Here is a 20,440-nt window from a genome sequence, read left to right on the forward strand (position 1 = left end):
TTAAAAGACTATCTCGCGGAAGCCAAGGCCCGATTGTAAAGTCGGTTTAATTCATTCATGGACGAGTCCACAATATGACTGCTCTGGGCCCAATCCTCTGTTAAGGCTTCCGGAAGATTGAAACTGGAGCGAGTTAACAGCTTGTCCAATTCCTTGCGAAGGCTTTGGGTGTTCAGTACCCAACAGTTCACTGTGTTTTTCCAGATATCCGCGTGCAGGCTGGTTTGTTTGGAATCCAAGATCAAAGTCGATTGAGCCTGAATGGCGCGCAAGTAGTACTCGGTCATTTCTGGTGGAGTGAACTGTTGTCCTGCCATAACAAAGGCCGCACTTTTTGCCAGAAGAATCTTGGAAAGTTGCGGGGAAATGCTACCGGTCACGATCCAACGGTCGCCGCACGCATTCTTTTCCATCCAATTTGCAAACTGCTTTCTTTCTCGCAATGACCAGTGAGTGTAGGTGCCCCACAGAATCACTTTGTGCTTGCGAGCCAACATCAGCAGATGCTGAAAGCGTTCTGAGTCCGGCTTAAAACTGCCCTCGCGAAACGGCATAATAAAGAAGTCTTGAGAGTTTAGATTCGCCAGCAATTGAGCTTCGGACTCTTCCAATTCTTCCAGTTGCTCGGGTTGGTTTTTGAAGTTCAAAGCGGGTGGCAGTATTCCGCGCCCCTGTTGGCGTGAGCGAACGTTCAAGCCGCGCAATTGCGCCAGGGATTCGACCGTGGGAAAGGTGATCACATCACTTTCCTCAACCAGGTAACGAACCGGATTGGTTTTTTTCAGGCCTCGTTTGATATGCAATAGAGTCGTCGTCAAAACGCAGTTGGGATGTGATTTCGCGTAAGTCGACAAAATCACCTGTGCTGCATTCATGCGATCGTCTTCCAAAACCAAATGCAAAATATGAGGCTGCATCCCGAAAAGACCCGGGATGATTTTAAGACCTTCCAAAAGGGACCACTTTTTAAAGTAGCCCATGAATTCAATGCCGTTGGTATTTTCAGGGGGTATTTCGCCGTGACTGGTCAGTACGGTGACTTCATGCTGTTGGGATCGCAGAGACTGCGCCAAGTGCCAAGTCGTACCGTTTGAGTTTTTACTGACAAGTATTATTTTGGCCATTCAATTCCCAAGGCTTTGTAAATCCGGTCAAGGATCTTACGATTGGCTTCAGGGATATTGCGGTGTTTTAGTTCTTCCGGATGTATCCACTCAAGCATCATATGATGTTTAGCGCGAGGTTCGCCCTTCCAATATAGGATTTCATAAAACAATATGAGAATCCCTACATCTCCGTAGGAATGAGTGCAGGCCAGCTTCAATTCACCGACTTCAGCCTGAATTCCAAGCTCCTCGTCGAGTTCGCGGGCCAAGGCCTGTTCAGGTGTCTCACCACTTTCGATTTTTCCACCGGGAAATTCCCATTGTCCTGCAAGGGAGTTGTTTTCAGGGCGTTGACCGACCAAGATTTTTCCATCTTTGCGCAAAAATCCCGCAACGACTGGAATCCAATGACCCTTGCGGATTTTTGGTTTTCTTGGTTTTAACTCAACACTATCTGCCGACATCTTTCCTTCTAGCTGCTACATCGTGGAAAAAACGAGGTCCATGAAACACGAGTGCAGAGTAAATTTGAACAAGATCTGCGCCCATTTGCAATCTTTCAAAGACATCATCCGGGGTTAAGATGCCCCCAGCGCTTACTATCAGCATTCCTTGACGCTTTTTGCCTAAAGTTTGAACAGTAATTTGCAATGCGCGTTGAGAAAGATCCTTTAAGGGAGCCCCAGAGAGGCCGCCTTCATTCGGAAAATGGCATCCAGCGGGACGGGAAAGAGTCGTGTTGGTTAACACGAAACCATCAACTCCCAGTTCCTGGCAGTTTGCAACGGCTTCTGCCAATCCGTCTTCAGGCATATCGGGACTTAGTTTGACCAGGACCGGAGTGGGTTCAAAGTGTGAAACACGGTCGATGATTGGCTTTAACAGTGCTCCCAGATTTTCTTTCTTTTGCAGTTCGCGCAGACCCTGAGTGTTGGGGCTTGAGATATTCACGACAAAAGCGTCGGCCCAAGGACGAAGCTTGTCCACCAGTTCCAGGTAATCATTCACAGCGTGTTCGTTTGGTGTCTGGCGGTTCTTTCCGATATTCACAAACACCGGTGTTCTGAAGTTTGGGGCATAGGAAGCAAGATTATAGAAAACTTCATCGGCACCGTGGCTGGGAAAACCCATTTTGTTCCACATTGCCGTGAGCTTCATATCGCGATCCATGATTTTACCGGGGTTGGCCTTTTGAGGTTGCGGCGTCACAGTTCCAACTTCCACAAAACCGCAGCCCAGTCTCCACCAGTCGCTCAGGTGTTCAGCATCTTTATCCACTCCTCCGGCAATTCCCAAGGGATTTGCAAAGGTCATGTCTCTCCAGGTGAAGGAGTTCCATCGCGGGGTTTTGCCGCCGTAGAGATAAGAGAGAGCGGGCAGGGCGTAGCCGTTGATATCGTGTGCAAGTTTGGGTGGAAGCAGTAGCCAAGGGCGCATGATAAAGTCTCCGGAAAAAAAGCAAAAAAAAAGGTGGGTCGTAAAACCCACCTCTTCGAATTAACGAGGGTACAAACCTCTGAGAAGCATCGCTTTCTCAAGACGTTGAACTGAAACCGCCATCGCGGCAGATCTCATGTCGACGTTTTTCTCTTGAGCCATTGAGTAACCTTTGTCGAAAGCCTTAGTGATCAGGACTTTCAATTTGGAGTTAACTTCTTCTTCGTCCCAGAACAATGCCATCGTGTCTTGAACCCATTCAAAGTAAGATACGATTACACCACCGCCGTTGGCGATAACGTCTGGAGCGATGAACACGCCACGTTTAGAAAGAATTTTAGTTGCTGCATTCGTGATAGGACCGTTCGCACCTTCAACGATGATTTTCGCTTGGATTTTTTCAGCGTTGTGAGTGTCGATTTGGTTTTCAAGAGCGCACGGGAACAAAGCATCACATTTAACTTCCAGCAAGTCATCGTTGCTGATTGGTGTTGCTTTTGGATAGCCCTTCAAGAACTTGTGAGCTTTGATGTACTCAAGTACTTCAGGGATATCAAGACCGTCACCGTTGAAGATACCACCGGAAACGTCAGAAACTGCCACGATGCGAGCGCCGCGGTCGTAAGCGAATTTCGCTGCGAAAGAACCCACGTTACCGAAACCTTGGATCGCGATAGTGGAGCCTCTCATGTTCATTTTGCAAACTTCGAATGCTTTTTCAGCTACGTAAACAACACCCAAACCTGTAGCGTGGTTACGACCCAAAGATCCACCGATTTCAACTGGTTTACCAGTTACAACACCCGGTTGCGCAAAGCCACCTTGCTCTTGAGAGTAAGTGTCCATGAACCAAGCCATTGTTTGTGGATCAGTGCCCACGTCTGGAGCTGGGATGTCTTTAGTTGGTCCAACGAATGGGCCAATTTCAGAAGCATAACGACGAGTCAGATTTTGTTTTTCAGTGCGTGACAATTTAGTTGGATCAACAGTGATACCACCTTTTGCGCCACCCAATGGAAGACCTAGTACTGAGTTTTTGAAAGTCATCAAAGCCGCAAGACCAACAACTTCTTGAAGATCCACGTTTTGATGGTAACGGATACCACCTTTGTAAGGACCCAAAGTTGGAGAGTACTGAACGCGGTAGCCTGTGAATACTTTCACAGAGTAGTCGTCCATACGAACTGGTACAGATACAGTGATGCAACGACGTGGGCGTTTTAGGCGCTCAAGAACGTTAGGATCACAGTTAATAATTTTTGCGGATTCATCTAGAGTCTGGATAGCGTTGCGGAACAAAGGCCCGTCATACAAGGGCTCAATCTTGTGGTCCATGATAATGTGTCTCCTTAAAAATACACCGTCGCAGTTTAATGAAGTAAATACTCAGTGTCACCCGGGAAAAATAGCTGATGACTCGGTGGTTCTTTTTACCCACAATTAGACCTATGTCTCGTTGTCTATTTGTTTTCATCATCGCAGCTATTCCAGTTTTCACTTTTGCACAGAAATCCGCGTCGCCACAGCAGGCGTTTATTGAGCAGTTTCAAAGTCCGCGCATTTGGTTTCCATCAAGTGACAATCCTATTCTTGCCGACGCGCCGGGGCGTTATCCAGCGGTTTTGAACTTTCTATTCGAAGGTATCCTAGGCTGGACGCCAACTGGTGCCGGACAGGGACTGACAGACAAGTGCGACACGACTCTTTGGTCATCGCGTTTACAAGATCCAAGAGTTTCCGTTTCCGCTCAAATGCAGGGCGGTCTGATGCAAAAGTACATCCAGGATTGCGGGGCTGAGCTGCAGACAGAAGATCTAGGGGAGATGGTGAATGTCCGTCGTTATCTAACGATGCGTTATGAGCCGCAGGATCACCCGTTTCTTCGTCGAGTCGTAATTAATCTCCCAGGAAACGTAAAACTGAAAGGATTGTTGGCTTTAAAAGGGGACACCAAACGTCGTCCGTTGGTTATTTTCAGATCCGGAATATTTTCAAGTATTGAGGATTTCAGGCCCGAGCGTGGCTGGATGATGATGCTGTTTGAACAGTCTCCCTTCAACGTGCTGCTATTGGAAAATCTGACCAGTGCCGACTTCATTGCCAACAACAGCCAGTTTTCTTTCGGTGGATATGATGAGGGGATTCAAAACATTCTGATTGCGCAGCTTTTGCGAAATCCGTTGGAGCCAATCTCCCGATTGGTCGACAGCGTGCATGTGATGGGCATGAGTTTGGGTGGTCCCGGAGTTTTGTTTTCCTCGTTGTTGAATAAGTATAATTCGCCGGCCAGTGCGCCACTTATCCAAAGTTTCCTTGCGATGTGCCCGGTGGTGAACTTGAAACCGACCATGGAAAGCCTGACAGGAAGCGGTGTTCGTTCGGCGTTTATTGATCTGTGGGGGCGCCGTCGTTTGTCCGGTATTGAAGACAAACTTCCTGGTGTGGTTCAGTACGAGAGTTTCAAATACCTGCAGAAAGCCGTTTCCGAAGTGGTGCGAACTTACCATGGTGGATTGTCTTACATGTCTTCAGTGAAGCTTCCCCCGGGCATGAAGGACGGGGAAAATTTCTGGGCGTTGAATGATTTCTGGCCGTACTACAAGGATGTCAAAGAGCCCGTTGTTATCTGGGCCACGGATAACGACATGATGGTGCCGTATTCAATTAATGCGCAAATGCTGGCTAATAAATCCATGAAGGTGGACAGTCGCAATATTCGCGTCGTTGAGTTTCCGGAAGGTTATCATTGTACTTTGCCGGTGGCATACGACTGGAAAATGTCGACGTCGCTTTTGCAGTCCTACGTTTTGTCACACGCGCCGAATTTCAAAATGCGTGAAAACAAGTTGAATGTGGAAATGTCCGATGATGAGTGGAATGGCTTTTTTACCGGGACGACGAAAGTGACTTACGAGGTCGATGAACCCGGAAAGAAAAAGAACTTCGTGAATCTGGAAATTCTTTTGCAAAACTCCAAAGGCAAGGAAAAGTCCCTGAGCATGAGTTTACCCCTGTCGGAATTTGACTTCCGCTTTATGAACGCAGAATTATCGTCCTCGGAAAAAGACATGATCGTCCGTTGGGTGAATCAAAACCTTCAGGTCAAAATGGTGGATATTTCTGGTAAGCCGAATCTTCAGATCAGCTGGTCTGTTGCCAAATAGTTCTGTTTTTTTGCAGTCTTGATCTCGGGACTGTTTCTTTGTGCGCCCATATGCGGTTTTCTTGTTGAATGGATAATGGGCGCAGAAAATTTCTTAAATCTGGAGTTCTGGGGAGCTTGCTGGGCGCGCTTTCCACGTCTACCGCGCAAGCAGAACCGCAGGTAAAAGAAGTGCCTGTCCATGTGAACTATCGCAGACTCGCCAGTCCAGTTTCAGATTTGCGCGAGCGCTATGAGGTGGTGGTGATTGGCTCCGGCTATGGTGGCGCCATCAGTGCCGCAAGGCTTGCCGGTCACCGGGCGGTGGCGGTTCTTGAGAGGGGACCCGAACGACCTCCAGGAAGCTTTATGGAAAAATTCCGCGATATTCGTCAGGATGTATTGTGTGATGAAAATCCTTTTGGACTTTTTGAAATACATGCCAATCGGGAAATGGACGTTGTTAATGGAAATGGACTGGGCGGGACTTCGCTGATCAATGCTGGGGCGTTGGTGGAGCCGGATAGCGAAACGATTCGCAGTCCAGAGTGGCCGAAGGCTCTCGTGCAGGAAGTGAACTCCGGACGGTTTCAAAAGTATTATTCCCGCGTGCGGGCGATGTTGCAGGGTCAATCCTTCGATCCCGACTCCATGGAGAGTTCCAAAGTAAATGCACATGTCATTGCCTCTCACAAGATGGGTGCGGCTATTCAGTTTCCTCCTATAGCAGTTAATCTTTCCGGTCAGCAAAGACAGCAAACGGGCATCACTCAACCCAAATGCATCGGCTGTGGGAACTGTTGTTCTGGTTGCAACACCGGAGCGAAGAATACTTTGAATATGAACTATCTGCCGCTGGCAAAAAATCGTGGTGCGGAGCTGTTCACACAGATTGAAGTTCAGCGAATTGAGAAAAGGGCAGACCGAGACTATCTGATTCATTGTGAGCATACTTCCAGTGAAGGACGACGGAGCCACAAAGTCATACGTGCCGAATGCGTGATTGTGGCTGCGGGCACGATGGGGAGTACGAAATTGCTATTGAACTCGAGAAGTCGGGGATTGAGTTTGTCCTCTATGCTGGGGCGACGTTTTTCCGGCAATGGTGATGTTTTGGGTCTTTCATTCAATACGGCCTTTCGCACCAATGCGATTGGGTATGCCTCTGCCAGTCAGGTAAGAGTTAACATGAAACCGGGTGCTGTTATCTATTCAATTGCTGACTATCGCAAACGCAAGAATCTGTTTGATCGCTTTATTATCGAGGAAGGAACATTTCCCGGAGCCCTGACAGTACCTTTGCGTCTGGCTATGGGAATTGCAAAGTTTCGCCTTTCCTGGGCGCGTTTCGTGCGTGTCAGTCGTGATGTTACGTTATCCAAGGACATTGAAAAGGGTGCACTCAATTATTCAATGGTCTATTTGGGAATGGGACATGATCGCGCCAATGGAAAGTTGCAACTGGATCGCAAGGGGAGGATCAGATTGCGTTGGCCTGAGGTCAAGCATGATCCGATTTATCATACCATCGACCGCGCGATGAAGGCGCAGTCGCGGGCCTTGGGTGGAAACTTCGTGATGAATCCGCGCTCGTTAATAATCAGTGGAAAAAATCTGATGACGGTGCATCCCCTGGGGGGATGTGTGATGGCGGATTCGGTGGCAAGCGGCGTGGTAAATCACCTGGGGCAGGTCTATCAGTCTGATGGGAGTCTGCACGAAGGGCTTTATGTTTTGGATGGTTCGATTGTTCCGACGGCGCTCGGGGTGAATCCGCTGTTAACGATTTCAGCCCTTGCTGAGCGCGCGGTGGAGAAGATTCTTCTCTGATGCGGGGTCTTGCTTACTTCTGTTCATTTAAAAGGGATTTGTTTTTTTCAATCCATGGCAAGAACCGTGGCAAGTGTGTCGCAATCACAAGGCCGCTGCAGGTGCTCATGATGTCGGGACCTACCGTAGTTGAAATAATACCCACTTGTTGGAATTCACCATTCACTCCATAGAACACCGGGCCGCCGGAGTCGCCCTCGCAGGCACCTTTGATTTGTCCATTGGACATGATCATGGTTCCAATTTGACCTTTGTAGTCGATTTGAATTTCGCGGTTTTCTTTAGCGGTAAATCTCAAATAAGTTTGATCGATGCGCGATTCGCTTGTTTTGCCGAAGCCGGCTAAAATAGCGAACGGTGCCGCTTCTGATTTCCCGTCATAAAATTTAACCGGGGTGTATTCTTCCGGCACTGCGCGCTCCAGTTTCAAAAGCGCGATATCGGAAAATACCTTTGCGTCTGGTTTGTCATAGTCTTCATGGATTACCCATTTGGTGACTGGGATATTGAACTTCTCTCGTTCGTATCCTGAATCAGGGGACATGTTGATGTTCGGGATAACATAGTAATTTTTAATAACAGTTTCAAAGCAATGGGCAGCTGTTAATACGATATCTTTGTCGATCATCGTTCCAGAGCAATAGCCGCGGCCGCCGGTTTGAGTGGTACCCAGGATTAGAACAACTTTGTTAGCGAGAACGTCACCCGCAGCAACTTCAGTTCCTCCTACGATGGCTTGGGAATAAGGAGTCGCAAGAGTTGCCATCACGGCCAAGAGTGCTGCTAAAGCAGGCAGTGACGCGCTAGGCGGCGCTTTTGTAAACACTTTGGTCACTTGCTTCAATAGGTTGCGTCTCATGGTCGATCCTCCATCCGTCATAAGCAGGCATCCAATTTTTATGCCGATTTGGGCCACGAAGGGAGTTCTGATATTTACAGCTGTGCTTTGAAAAACGAGGATTTTTCGGCGAGTTTGTTCATGTACTCCAAGACATCTTCTTGTGCTTCGCTGGATAGCTTTTTGAAGGGCACGATGTGCTCGTCAGGAACATAACGGAAGGTGAAGTTGATTCTTCTGGTTTCGAAGTTTTTAATCTCGTTCAACGGAAAATTTAGATCCGACTTGTCTTCGACACGTTGAACGCGGTGGAAAAGTTGTTTTTTAAATTTTTCGCCACCAAAGATCTGCAATGAGCAATCATCCAACCACTGTTGCAATACCACGTCGGACTTTGATTCTGTGCCTTTACTTGATACGAATTGGAATAAAGCGCGCTCACCAAAAGAAATGGAAGCCACCGGACCTGGTTCGAAATCCTTATGCTCTCCCACGCGGGCGCAATCGATTTTTTTACCGTCTTCCTGGATTTGGTTGCCATAGTAATTAATCAAGCAGGTGTTCAAAGTCCAACCGCGAGGGATATCGCGTGGATCGAATTTCTCTTTCACTAAGCTTTCAATTTTATTTACCAGATTTTCCAGGACCGCAGGATAACGTTCACCCGTTACGCAGCGGTTATAGATTCCCTTTGGGGGGTGGTAATAGTTCAAGCACGCAAACTGCCAATTGCCCAACCAATAAACCGGGCGCAACAATGGTCTTTGTTTTTGGTTCTCAGGCGGCGGGTTGTTCTTGGAATAGCGCATCTCCCAGATGGGATAAAGCGTGTTCAAGTACTTCAGGATCTCGTCTTTTTCGCGGGCCGTGATGTAGTTCTGCTCGTAAATCAAATTAGACGTGGATTTGCGCTCTTCGCCATTGCGAAGACCGGGTTTGTTCCCACGGGAATTGTTTTTAAAAGCAGGACCCTTGCCCTGAGATTTGCCTTTGGATTTGAACATAGGGCAGGTATTTAACATAAAGGGGCTTTTGATGCCAATAGCCGTGGTGCGAAAGGGATGACAGCCTCCACGCAATCCGTTAAAAATGGCTCTGGGAGTGAAAAAATGACAGCACCTGTACAAGCCAAACTTGGACCTCAAGAAAAAGAACTTCTGATCAAACAGATCCCGGCCCTTAAAGGCAGAAAAATCCTCATTATCGGGGATGTGGGATTGGATGAGTACGTGATGGGGCAGGTGCGTCGTATCAGTCCGGAAGCTCCCGTTCCGGTTTTGGACGTGGAAGAAGAAGACATGCGTTTGGGCTTGGCTGCCAACGTTGCACAAAACGTGGCAAGCCTGGGTGGTACTCCGATGATGGTTTCCGTTGTTGGGGACGACACGGGTGCTGACATGTTGAAAGAGCTTTCCGCAAAAAGCGGCGTCAGCTGGGAATACATGATCGTTGATAAGGCTCGTCCAACAACGCGTAAAACCCGTGTGATGGCAAAGCAACAGCAGATCGTGCGTGTTGACCGCGAACTAAGAAAATATCTGTCTGAGGAAACTGAAACGCGATTGCTGGCGATGGTTGAAAAACATGTCGGTCAAGCGGACTGTGTGATCATCGAGGACTATGCAAAAGGTGTGGTTTCTAAAAATGTCGTCGAGAAAGTTTCTGCGATTTGCAAAAAAGCCGGCAAAAAACTGATGGTCGATCCACATCGCAACAATCAAGGTTCATTCTATCTGGGTGTTGATTTGATCAAGCCAAACTACGACGAAGCGGTTGTGTTGACGGGTATGGATTTCGACGATTTGAAAGGCAATCCGAACAAGGTTGTTGAAGTCGGCCGTGCTCTGCAAAAAATCACAGGGGCGAAAGAAGTGGTTCTGACTCGTGGAAAAGACGGTATGACGATTTTCTCGGGCGAGCAAATCACTGAAGTTCCGACTTACGCGCAAAAAGTATTCGACGTGACGGGTGCTGGTGATACTGTCATTGCTGCTCTTTCATTGGGTATGGTCAGTGGTCTTTCATTGGTTCATAGCTGCATGCTAGCCAACAACGCCGCAGGTGTTGTGGTCGGTAAAGTCGGTTGCGTTCCATGTGAAATCCCAGAGCTGATCGAATACATCAACGAAGTCCACTAACCAGCATGGAAAAGGCGTACAAAGTTAATTCAAAACTTTTGCCCGAGGGATTTCCGCGTCAGTTTGATGCACACATTTACTTCACAAATGATGATATGGAGTTCGCAAAAGAACTGCGCGAGAAGGCTCTTGTCTCATTCAAAGATCAAGAGGTCTTCACAGGACAGCTGATTCCTGAACCAATTGGTCCCCATCCAACGCCCATGTTTGAGATTAATTTCCCCAGAGAGAAATTCACCGATGTGGTACTATGGTTAATGCACGAGCGCGGCGAATTGTCGGTCCTGGTGCACGAACTCGCTGGTGATGACTTGTACGATCACACGCAGGCGGCGATGTGGTTGGGCAAACCTGTGGAATTAAAGCTAGAGGCATTCAAAGACTAAGCCTTATGGATGGGAGCCTTGGTTGATCACTCCTGATTCAAATCTGTATAAAAATATTGTGACCACCTGGAAAGCTCCGGGGGAGCTGTGGCTTGCGAAGCTGCCAGAGCACCTTCTTAAAATCGAAAAGCTTTGGGGGCTGGAGCCAATTCAGCCGCTGGACAACCTTTCATTTCATTTTGTAGGTACTGCGAAACGAAAGTCTGATGGGTTGGAAGTTGTTATAAAAACTGGCTGCGATATTGAGTCTTTGGACCGCGAACGTCAGTGGTTGCGGCACTTTTCCGGTGTGGCGGCGCAGGTACTTGAAACAGATAAAAATCTTGGCGCCACAATGATGGAGAGGCTGACGCCAGGTGAAACTTTAAAGCACAACAAAGACCTGGATGATGATCAGAAAACAATCGTCATTGCGGGAATTATTCATGAGCTGAATTCGCGCTCGATCATCAGTGGTGCATTCAAGCATATCTCAGAACTTGCCAAGGATCTGGATGTTTTGGAGGGAGCTGTGGACTCACGCATGCTCTCCAAGGCCCGCGGAATTATCAGCGAACTGACATTTGACCGCAGTCAGGATCGTCTGCTGCATGGGGATCTTCATCACGACAATATTCTGAAACATAAGAGTTCGTGGAAGGTCATTGATCCTCACGGCTACATTGGAGATCCGACATTCGAGATGGCTGTGATGATGTACAATCCTTTGGATGCGTATCCTACAAATCGGCCCCTTAGAAAAACTTTGGATCGTCGTATGTCTATTCTCAATGACTACCTCAACTTCGACATGCAGCGAATGAAGTCGTGGGCCTTTGCTGCGGCAATGATTTCAACAGCTTGGGATTATGGGGATACGAAAAAGCTTTTTGGCATTCCATTTTTGGTTGCCCAGGAATTGCGATCCTGATGTGATGAACCCTCTAACTGAGGGAGCATCCTATGAAATTCATCGCAGCGGTTTTTCTATTTCTAATTGCCGGCACACAAGTGTATGCAGCAGATCCCTTTGATTCGTTTATGGGAAATTATGTGATCGAGGGTAAGCCTCGTATCAAAGAAGTAAACAACAACTATTGTCTTCTTTATAGCTTTAGTGGTCTTAAAGGGATCACTGTAAAACCCGGTGAAGCCAAGTTTGAGTCGCACATGGTTCATTTTATTTCCACGCACAAATCAGTCAGACATTCGGTCATGAATTATGAAACTCGCAATGATCGCGATTCTGCGGGCTCCTTTGCCGTAACTTATGGTGGAGAAGGCTGGGCTTCGAACGTTCGCGGAACCTGGTCCGTTGGGAACAAACAAGGGGTTCGAATTCGCTTAAAGCAAACAGAGCGTGGTGCTGTGGTGTCCTTGGATGATGAAACACTTCGGTCGGGAAGACTTGCGAAAGCCTGCTATTACGAGGCTGATCTGGTTAAGGTGGCCGAATAAACCGCCAGGCTCTGGACAATTAAGCATTTTTTGCAAGAAAGGCTCTTTTATAGGGCCTTTTTTATTGGCTAAAGCGCTGAAATATAAGGAATTACTACAAGTTCCCCAAGGGCTGTGTTACAAAATCGGCCGCTGAGTACTTCCGCGAAGCGGAAGTGTAAACCAGCTAATCCTATGTAACGGGACCACAAAAGTCCCAGCTGTAACAAGCATGGCTGTAATAAGCCGAGGAGCCCTAAGATGGAATTGAACGAAGCGACTACAAGCGCCACTCTTGCACCAATCAACTACACTGACGACAACGTCGCAAAACCCCTGGAAAACAAAGCTGCAAACTTCTACTCCATGACTTTGGAGGATTTGAAAGCTTACCTAAAAGGTAAAGGCAAAGAGCAATTCCGTGCTCAGCAAATCTTTAAATGGGTTTACGAGCAACGTGTGACGGATCCAGAACAAATGACGAATTTGTCCAAGGACTTCCGCGCAGAACTTCCAAAACTTCTTTCTTTCGAACTTCCAAAAACTTTGACTCACTTGAAGTCCGTGGATGGAACTCAAAAATTCCTATTCGACATGGGCGACAACCAAAGTGTTGAGTCTGTGGTGATTCCATCTGAGGGCCGTCTGACTTTGTGTATTTCCTCTGAAGTGGGTTGCAACATCGGTTGCAAGTTCTGCTTCACCGGTAAGCAAAAATTGAAACGTAGATTGCGTACTGAAGATATCGTGGGTCAGTTCATGCAAGTTCATGATTCTTTGGCCGAAGGTCAGCGCATCACGAACATCGTGTTCATGGGTATGGGCGAGCCATTGGATAATCCAGAAGCAGTATTTAAAACGATCGACGTGATCCATTCCCCATGGGGTATTAATCTTTCCCGTAAGAAAATCACTGTTTCCACTTCCGGTATCGTTCCTGAGATGTGGCGTATTGCTGATTCCAAAGTTCGTTTGGCAGTAAGCTTGAATGCTCCGACGGATGAAATCCGCTCGCAAGTGATGCCAATCAATAAGAAGTGGAACACGACTATGTTGTTGGATGCTTGTAAGCAGTATACCGACAAAACGGGCGACAAGGTGACGTTCGAGTACGTGATGCTAAAAGGTGTGACGGATTCTATCGAGAACGCGCGCCAGGTGGCGAAACTGACTCGTGGTGTGCCGTGCAAAATCAATATCATTCCATTCAATGAACATCCAGGTGCGCCGTACGAGCGTCCTTCTGATGCAACCATCGAGGCGTTCCACACGGAACTGAATCGCTTGGGTTGCCATGTTCTTCTTCGCCGCTCTATGGGGCGCGATATCTTTGCGGCTTGCGGTCAGTTGAACAGCACGCACAAAGACGAAAACGCGACAATGGATATCTCCAATTCTGATTTGGCCGGTATGCCTAAATCAAAACGTCAGTTGTTGGCGGAACATAAAGCTGAGCACGCTGCTAAAAATGCGGCATTTGCTGCGATGAGCTTTGAAAACGAAACAGAACTTAACTAGTCTCAAGCCGCGCTTTGAAGATATCAAAGCGCAAATCACCCGGAGAAATTCAAAATGTCTGAAATTTTAGTAGTAGGAAGTCTTGCATACGATTCAATTCAAACTCCATCGGGCCGTGCTGATCGCGCCTTGGGTGGCTCTGCGAATTACTTCTCTTTGGCAGCATCTTTGTTTTCCAAAGTTCGCGTGGTCGGTGTTGTGGGTGAAGACTATGACCAAAAAGACTATGATCTTTTGAACAACCGTGGTGTTGATTTGACCGGTCTTTCCAAAGTTCCAGGCAAAACATTCCATTGGGCGGGTTCCTACGAAGGTGACATGAATGAAGCGAAAACTCTGAACACAGAGTTGAACGTTTTTGAACACTTCAATCCACAATTGCCAGAGCACTATAAAGATTCTTCCTTCGTATTTTTGGCAAACATCGCACCTGAACTTCAGTTGCAGGTTTTGTCTCAGGTTAAACAACCTAAATTTGTAGGTCTTGATACAATGAACCTTTGGATCAACATCAAGAAAGACGCTTTGCTTGAAGTTGTTAAAAAAGTGAATCTTGTGTTGATCAACGAAGGTGAGGCGAAAATGCTTACTGGCGCTTCCAATGCGATTTCTGCTGCGCCAATGATCACAGCAATGGGTCCTTCAGCGGTAGTTATCAAACGTGGCGAGTACGGTTTCGCTATGTACACGAAAGAAGCGGGTTACTTCATTCTGCCTGCAATGCCGATCCCAACAGTGATCGATCCAACAGGTGCGGGAGATACATTTGCCGGCGGTTTCTTCGGTTACATCGCCGCTCAAAAAGAAGCTCCAACATTGAACACTTTGAAACAAGCCTGCATCATGGGCTCCATGATGGCGTCTCACACAATCCAGGATTTCTCGGTGAAGGCACTTTCCAAAGTGACTTTGGCAGATCTTGAAAAACGTCTGGCAGAATACAAAAAAGTCATCACCGTATAAGGTGCCAGGTCCTACTTACGGACGCATTGCAAAAGAAAAGGCAGATCACTAAGATCTGCCTTTTTTATTTTGTATAGTCTTTGCCTTTTACGGGAGGGGTTAGACTAGTTCGATCTCAACAGGAACATTGCCGCGAGTGGCGTTGGAGTAAGGGCACACTTTGTGGGCCGTCTCCAGAAGTTGCTGGGCGATGTTTCGCTCAACACCTTCTATCTTCGCACGCAATTTGACTGCCAAAGCAAAGCCACCAGCATTGTTCGGACCGATGCCGACGTCTGCCGTGACAGTAGACGTGATTTTCGTCTTCTGTTGCATGGCCACAAAATTCAGCGCGCTATCAAAGCAGGCTGCGTATCCGGCTGCAAAAAGTTGTTCCGGATTGGTGAAGGCTCCACCTGATCCGCCCATTTCTTTGGGAATACGTACTTCAAGATTCAGGACTCCGTCAGAGCTTTCTACCCTTCCGTTGCGTCCGCCAGTTGCGGTTGCAACTGCTGTATAGAGCTTACTCATGAATGACCTCCTTCTAAGGCTTTTCTCATTTGCTCGTTTAACTTATTCAAATTTTTGTAAATAGCCTGCAGCTCTGTCTGTTTGCATTCGACATTGCAAAGCAGTTTCTCAGGGACCGAAGCGAAGTGCTTTTCCAGCTTGCGACCCTCGGCGGTCAGGTGAACTTCGACCGTGCGCTCGTCCTTGGCAGAGCGTTTGCGGGTGACCCAGCCACGAGTCTCCATGCGCTTAATCAGGGGAGTGACAGTTCCCGTATCCAACATCAAAAGGTCTGCAATCTCGGTCACTTTGCGCGGAGCTTTTTCCCACAGAACCATAAATACCAAGTACTGCGGATACGTCAGATCAAAAGCTTTAAAGTGTTCTGCATAAAGCTGTGTGATCAGTCGGGAAGCCGCGTAGATCGGAAAGCAAAGCTGGTTTTTCAAAAGCAGTTTTTGGTTCATGCCCTGATTCTACGCTGATTTATATTGTGTGCAATTAAATTGCATACAATATAAAAATAATACATGCGGGGTCCTGCGCCAAGAGGTACGGCCTTACCTGCGAGGTAAGGCCGTACCTCTGGCGTTTCTTTTTGAGACGGATTTGCGAGGTTCTGCTCGCGGGGAAGGTGGGGCCAAAGTGGGCTTGGTGGTTATGAGGTAAGTCCGTACCTTTTGGGGCTGGACCTTGTGCCAGATAGGTGGAATCCCGTGGGAGTTCCTTAAGAGAAGTTGAGGAATTTCCGATAATTCCACTAGTATGTCGAAACGAAAAAAGAAATCTTCAGCAGCGGAAAATCTGATTGAGTCACTGATGGACGATGTCCGTGGTATTCAAGAGGATGGTTCGTTCCATAAAGATGAGAAGCCGGTGGCCGATGAGCCGACGGATTATCATCAGGCGTCTTCTGCAAGTGCAGATGGTGATGAAGATATGTGGTCAGGCCTTGAAAAGGACGTCGGTGCCGATATCGATGAATCTGAATTCAATGGTGGCATGGCTGAATATACCAGTGCTGAACAAGGCGACGACTATGAAAATAAAGTTGTCGAAGAGTTTTCTTCCGGTGATGAAATGCTGGACGGGGAAAAACCCGTAGGTTTCGATATTCCTCCTCGCCCTAAATATGAGACTCCTTCAATGGAGGCTTATGACGGTCCTTCCAGCGAAGGGGACTATCAGGCGATCGATAGCATTGACGATATCGCCAGCGTCGAGAGTGATGATGATCATGTCGTGGAAATGCCTGAGTACCAGGATGATTTCACCAGTCCGGTGGATTCTCTGGCGGCATCCATGGGCGAGGACTCCAAAGAAGACAAAACAGTTTCCATTCAGGATTCAGCGGCCTCCAGTTCGCACACAAATGCAACCAATACAGACGCGGATCGCACATTGGCGGTTTCAGGATTTGCCAATGCCAGATTAGGTGCGCGTAAGTCACCGAATGTTGATGTGAAAGTCAGCGTCGGTAATTTCCGTGGCAGCAATCGTGCGGGTTCTGCGAATGTGATGACATCCGTGGATGCAAGTCTTGCGCAGGCAGAGAATCTGAAGTTGGCGCAACAGCGTATTCTGGAGCTGGAAAAAGAAGTTGAATTCCTGCGCAGCGAGAATGAGGAGCTGGCTTCGGCCGGTGAAATCATTCGCACTCGTACTGACGAGCTGGGTGTGCGCATTGTCGCGATTGAGAAGGAAAAAGCGGAAGACCGTGAATCCTTCCAAAGCGAAATCCTGATTCTGAAGGGTAATCTTCAGTATAAGGAAAACGAAGTTGCCAAAGCTCGCGTGAAAGTCGATGAGCTGGAAACTCGACTTAAATCTGATTTCAAAAAGATCCGTGTTCGCGAACGCGAACTGGAAAATCGTCTAGAGCTTTTGCGTGCTGAAAAAGCGGCATTAGTTCGGTCCAAAGATGAGTATATTCTAGACCAGAAAAGAAAGATTGATCAGCTTTCCCAGGAACTCGATAATTATCGTAATAAGTGTCTTGAGTTGAACAAGACTATCGAGGGGAATCAGGACCAATTCAAACGTACGGAGCGTGCTCTGCGTTTGGCTCTTTCTAATTTGGAAGTCAAAGAAGAAGGCGGCCCGGTTCCACTCAAAAAAGCTGAGTAGGAATTCATGGACCCCACATCACCAGTAGAAACCAGGACAGAATCCAGCGATGGCAGCCAGACGGTTGTCAAACCTGCACCTGTAAAGAAAATCAAGGTGGTTATCAGCGATTTGCATTTGGGCAAAGGACGTCTTTTGCCTGAAGGTGGTATCAATTCCCTGGAAGAATTCTATTACGGCGAAAAACTGGTGGAGTTTATTCACTACTACTCCACGGGTGTTTATCGTGACTACGAGGTGGAGTTGATCATCAATGGTGACTTCTTCAACTTCCTGCAGTGTGATTACAAAGGTCACTTTCTTTCCGTTATTACTGAAGCGGTCACCCTGGATATTTTAAAGGATGTGGTCAAAGGCCATGAAAATGTCTTTAAGGCCATGGCAGAGTTTGCAGCGAAGCCTGGCAAATCCATTACCTATATTGTGGGCAACCATGATCAGGGGATGTTGTGGCCCGCTTGTCGCGCCTATGTAAACCAGGTGATTGGTGCGCCGGTGCGCTTTAAAAACATCGTTTATTTCTTTGATGGTGTACATATCGAGCACGGCCACATGCACGAAGCTGCAAACCGTATGGACCCCAAAAAGTTTTTCCTGAAAAAGAATCTGGTAGAGCCTATTTTGAATCTTCCGTTCGGCTCCCATTTCTTTTTGGAAGTCGTTCTAAAGATCAAGCAAACGTATCCCCACGTGGACAAGATTCGCCCTTTCGGGAAAATGGTGCGCTGGGCGTTGCTGAATGAGACCATGACGATGGTTAAGGCCTTCGCCATGGCCTATAAATACTTCTTTAAAAGTGCCTTCGTTAAAGATCCTCGCCGTAATTGGCCATTGAAACGTATTATCCAGGTCATCCTGGAAAGTGCGATTTTTCCGGATTTAAGTGAGTCGGCGCGTAAAATCCTGGGGGACGACAGGGTTCATACGGTGGTTTTTGGACACACCCATGTGTACCAGTACCGCCAGTGGTCTGAACACAAAGAATATTTTAACACAGGAACATGGACTGAGATCACTTCTTTAGATATCGTGTCTCTTGGAAAAATCACGAAATTGACCTATTGCCTGATTGAATATCCAGAAGACGGCGGACGCCCACGTGGACGTCTGAAAGAGTGGAACGGATATCACCGTATCGAGGAAGACGTCGCGATTTCGTAGTTTTTCCAAACAACCGCTGTTGGAAAGAGAAATCACGATGTTGGAAATCACACAGGCCAAATTCACAAATCCCGATAATCTTATTCAGGAATGCCAGTCATCTTTGAAATTGTTTTTGCAAAGAAAAGAGATCGGCTTTCCGCAATTGGTTGAGCGAATCAACCTGTGGCAACAGTCCCATAAAATGGGCGCAGAGTTTTCTGCAAAATTCAAAAAAATGGTGATCGTGGGGTTGGGGGGAAGCTCCCTGGGCACACGTGTAATTCGCGAAGTCTTTAATGCCAACAACATGTTCTTCGTTGATAACGTTGATGCCTTGGTATTTGAAACCTTGATCGACGAGTTGGGTGATCTGAAAGACGTAGCCTGGGCTTTCATTTCCAAAAGCGGAACAACCATTGAATCCTTGTGTGCATTGGAGCTTTTGGATCAAGTTTATAAAGATGAAGGTTTGCACCTTCCCTCAAATTCGATTGTTATCTCTGAAAGCAAAGCCAGCTCTTTAACAGAATGGGCTCGCAAGCACAAAGTTCCAGAATGCGAAATTCCAGTGGATGTCGGTGGTCGCTTTTCGGTTCTTTCACCAGTGGGAATGTTTCCTGCTGCGTACCTTGGATTGGATCTTGAAAAGTTCCGCGTGGGTGCAAAACGTGCTTTGTTGGATACTGCGACGATCACGCAAACAATGGCGCAGGTTATTCAGTCTTACAATCGTGAAGAGTGGATCACTCTTCTGTGGTCCTACAATTCCCGCATGAAAGACTTCGGCGGCTGGTTTGCACAGTTGTGGGCGGAGTCTTTGGGTAAACCAGTGACTCGCGCAGGAACTCCAGCGCCAAGAGTATCAACTCCGATTGCAGCGATTGGTGCCTCCGACCAGCACTCCATCCTGCAACAGGTGATGGAAGGCACAAAAGACAAGTTCGTGATCTTCCAGCGCGTGGATGAAGCTGAAGGCGGCTCTATGCGTATCAAAAATGCGCAATTCAAAGAAACAATGGATCTGCAAGGTCGCACGATGGGTGAGCTGTTGAAGGCAGAAGCTTTGGCAACCCAAGAAGCCCTGGTTGCCAACGGTGTTTCAACAATGACTTTGAAAACAAAAGCCTTGGATGAAGAAACATTGGGTTACCTGTTCATGTTCTGGCAGTTGGTTGTGGCAGGATTGGGCGAATACCTGAAGATTGATGCTTTCAATCAGCCAGGTGTAGAGGCCGGTAAGATTTTGGCAAAGGCCAAGCTTAAGAAGTAATTTTTAAATTCATTTAGAGGAAAAAGGGAACTCCGCAACAACTCAAAGCGGAGTTCCCTTTTTTATTTCACTGCAATTGATCCGGCGAAGAATGCGGATACAGGTGGTGTTCGCTGTTTTGCAGGACCTCGATGTGTCTTTGCATTTCCAAATATATCAATCCCAACTCGATCCGCTTGTCGAGTGTCGTGGCCACATCAAGTTCCGGCAGAAGGTCCCTTTCCTCTACCATGATTTGATGAAGCGCCATCTCTGCGAGGACGCGGGCTTTCAGCATAAACGATCCCTCGGATGTTGTTGCCTCCATGTCTTTGCAGATCTGCAGGGCCAGGCGATGCTCTAATTCGCCTTCTGATATCTCGACCGTAAACCGATGTTCGTATTTTAAACACTTGTACCAGGTTTCCAGCTCGGGGCCGACGTGCGCCTCGAGCAGCAGTGCGAGTTTTTGGAATGCTTCCTGTTTTTTCAAGTAAGGTTCGTTGTCATCTTTAAGGGTGCTTAAGAGGGCTTTCAAATTCCTGTGATCGTCTTTGATAATTTGAACGATGTCATAGGGATGGGATTTTCGTGTGCGTATTTGTTCCATCGCAAGCGCCTCCGTCTGAGGGGAAGCTTTTGCAAGCGATGGTCC

At 47.5% G+C, this 20,440-nt stretch carries 20 protein-coding genes; 11 read left to right on the forward strand and 9 right to left on the reverse strand.

Annotated features, from left to right (window positions below):
- Nucleotides 1-8 precede the first annotated feature (8 nt).
- Genes AAAA73_RS00155 through AAAA73_RS00170 form a run of 4 tightly spaced genes read right to left on the reverse strand, consistent with a single transcriptional unit; the run spans nt 9 to nt 3,878 of the window.
- Nucleotides 9-1,124: a hypothetical protein gene (locus tag AAAA73_RS00155; protein ID WP_340596112.1), complete on the reverse strand. Its 1,116-nt coding sequence runs from the start codon at nt 1,122-1,124 to the stop codon at nt 9-11.
- Nucleotides 1,112-1,570 carry an 8-oxo-dGTP diphosphatase MutT gene (mutT, locus tag AAAA73_RS00160; protein ID WP_340596113.1) on the reverse strand — a complete coding sequence of 153 codons (459 nt, stop codon included), beginning with the start codon at nt 1,568-1,570 and terminating at the stop codon, nt 1,112-1,114. Before mutT ends, AAAA73_RS00155 begins: the two co-directional genes overlap by 13 nt.
- Nucleotides 1,557-2,543, reverse strand: coding sequence for a quinone-dependent dihydroorotate dehydrogenase (locus tag AAAA73_RS00165; protein ID WP_340596114.1), 987 nt, complete (start codon nt 2,541-2,543; stop codon nt 1,557-1,559). Before AAAA73_RS00165 ends, mutT begins: the two co-directional genes overlap by 14 nt.
- A gap of 60 nt (nt 2,544-2,603) precedes the next feature.
- Entirely contained in the window at nt 2,604-3,878 is a 1,275-nt protein-coding gene (locus tag AAAA73_RS00170) for a Glu/Leu/Phe/Val family dehydrogenase (protein ID WP_340596115.1), read from the reverse strand.
- 113 nt (nt 3,879-3,991) lie between these two features.
- On the opposite strand from AAAA73_RS00170, the gene AAAA73_RS00175 reads away from it, so the two are divergent.
- On the forward strand, nt 3,992-5,707 hold the full coding sequence (locus AAAA73_RS00175) for a hypothetical protein (protein WP_340596116.1): 1,716 nt from the start codon (nt 3,992-3,994) through the stop codon (nt 5,705-5,707).
- A 68-nt stretch (nt 5,708-5,775) separates the two neighbouring features.
- Nucleotides 5,776-7,515 carry a GMC family oxidoreductase gene (locus AAAA73_RS00180; protein ID WP_340596117.1) on the forward strand — a complete coding sequence of 580 codons (1,740 nt, stop codon included), beginning with the start codon at nt 5,776-5,778 and terminating at the stop codon, nt 7,513-7,515.
- A gap of 13 nt (nt 7,516-7,528) precedes the next feature.
- Here AAAA73_RS00180 and AAAA73_RS00185 read toward each other — a convergent pair whose 3' ends face one another.
- Nucleotides 7,529-8,374 carry a S1 family peptidase gene (locus AAAA73_RS00185; protein WP_340596118.1) on the reverse strand — a complete coding sequence of 282 codons (846 nt, stop codon included), beginning with the start codon at nt 8,372-8,374 and terminating at the stop codon, nt 7,529-7,531.
- Between the two features lie 74 nt (nt 8,375-8,448).
- Nucleotides 8,449-9,357, reverse strand: a complete 909-nt coding sequence (locus tag AAAA73_RS00190; protein WP_340596119.1) for an alpha-ketoglutarate-dependent dioxygenase AlkB — start codon at nt 9,355-9,357, stop codon at nt 8,449-8,451.
- Between the two features lie 105 nt (nt 9,358-9,462).
- Here AAAA73_RS00190 and rfaE1 point away from each other — a divergent pair, with 105 nt between their 5' ends.
- The 6 genes from rfaE1 (at nt 9,463) to AAAA73_RS00220 (ending at nt 14,774) form a co-directional block, all read left to right on the forward strand.
- Nucleotides 9,463-10,491 (forward strand): D-glycero-beta-D-manno-heptose-7-phosphate kinase, encoded by a 1,029-nt coding sequence (gene rfaE1, locus AAAA73_RS00195; RefSeq protein ID WP_340596120.1) that lies wholly within the window; start codon nt 9,463-9,465, stop codon nt 10,489-10,491.
- A 5-nt stretch (nt 10,492-10,496) separates the two neighbouring features.
- Entirely contained in the window at nt 10,497-10,877 is a 381-nt protein-coding gene (locus AAAA73_RS00200; RefSeq protein WP_340596121.1) for a DOPA 4,5-dioxygenase family protein, read from the forward strand.
- A gap of 22 nt (nt 10,878-10,899) precedes the next feature.
- Nucleotides 10,900-11,787, forward strand: a complete 888-nt coding sequence (locus AAAA73_RS00205) for an aminoglycoside phosphotransferase family protein (RefSeq protein WP_340596122.1) — start codon at nt 10,900-10,902, stop codon at nt 11,785-11,787.
- A gap of 32 nt (nt 11,788-11,819) precedes the next feature.
- Nucleotides 11,820-12,314, forward strand: a complete 495-nt coding sequence (locus AAAA73_RS00210; protein ID WP_340596123.1) for a hypothetical protein — start codon at nt 11,820-11,822, stop codon at nt 12,312-12,314.
- A gap of 240 nt (nt 12,315-12,554) precedes the next feature.
- A complete protein-coding gene (gene rlmN / locus AAAA73_RS00215; RefSeq protein ID WP_340596124.1) occupies nt 12,555-13,811 on the forward strand; it encodes a 23S rRNA (adenine(2503)-C(2))-methyltransferase RlmN in 1,257 nt (418 codons plus the stop codon).
- Nucleotides 13,812-13,865: 54 nt separating this feature from the next.
- A complete protein-coding gene (locus AAAA73_RS00220) occupies nt 13,866-14,774 on the forward strand; it encodes a PfkB family carbohydrate kinase (RefSeq protein WP_340596125.1) in 909 nt (302 codons plus the stop codon).
- 99 nt (nt 14,775-14,873) lie between these two features.
- On the opposite strand, the gene AAAA73_RS00225 is transcribed toward AAAA73_RS00220, so the two are convergent.
- A complete protein-coding gene (locus tag AAAA73_RS00225; RefSeq protein ID WP_340596126.1) occupies nt 14,874-15,287 on the reverse strand; it encodes an organic hydroperoxide resistance protein in 414 nt (137 codons plus the stop codon).
- Nucleotides 15,284-15,733, reverse strand: coding sequence for a MarR family winged helix-turn-helix transcriptional regulator (locus AAAA73_RS00230; protein WP_340596128.1), 450 nt, complete (start codon nt 15,731-15,733; stop codon nt 15,284-15,286). Before AAAA73_RS00230 ends, AAAA73_RS00225 begins: the two co-directional genes overlap by 4 nt.
- 298 nt (nt 15,734-16,031) lie before the next feature.
- On the opposite strand from AAAA73_RS00230, the gene AAAA73_RS00235 reads away from it, so the two are divergent.
- The 3 genes from AAAA73_RS00235 to AAAA73_RS00245 are packed head-to-tail and all read left to right on the forward strand — an operon-like array spanning nt 16,032 to nt 19,806.
- Nucleotides 16,032-17,393, forward strand: a complete 1,362-nt coding sequence (locus AAAA73_RS00235; RefSeq protein ID WP_340596129.1) for a hypothetical protein — start codon at nt 16,032-16,034, stop codon at nt 17,391-17,393.
- Between the two features lie 6 nt (nt 17,394-17,399).
- Nucleotides 17,400-18,554, forward strand: coding sequence for a hypothetical protein (locus AAAA73_RS00240; RefSeq protein ID WP_340596130.1), 1,155 nt, complete (start codon nt 17,400-17,402; stop codon nt 18,552-18,554).
- Nucleotides 18,555-18,591: 37 nt separating this feature from the next.
- Nucleotides 18,592-19,806: a glucose-6-phosphate isomerase gene (locus tag AAAA73_RS00245; protein ID WP_340596131.1), complete on the forward strand. Its 1,215-nt coding sequence runs from the start codon at nt 18,592-18,594 to the stop codon at nt 19,804-19,806.
- A gap of 67 nt (nt 19,807-19,873) precedes the next feature.
- Here the strand turns inward: AAAA73_RS00245 and AAAA73_RS00250 are convergent, their stop codons facing one another.
- On the reverse strand, nt 19,874-20,395 hold the full coding sequence (locus AAAA73_RS00250) for a hemerythrin domain-containing protein (RefSeq protein ID WP_340596132.1): 522 nt from the start codon (nt 20,393-20,395) through the stop codon (nt 19,874-19,876).
- Nucleotides 20,396-20,440: the final 45 nt, after the last annotated feature.

Origin of the sequence: Bdellovibrio sp. GT3 (assembly GCF_037996765.1) — a bacterium.
In the GTDB taxonomy this organism is placed as follows: Bacteria; Bdellovibrionota; Bdellovibrionia; order Bdellovibrionales; family Bdellovibrionaceae; genus Bdellovibrio.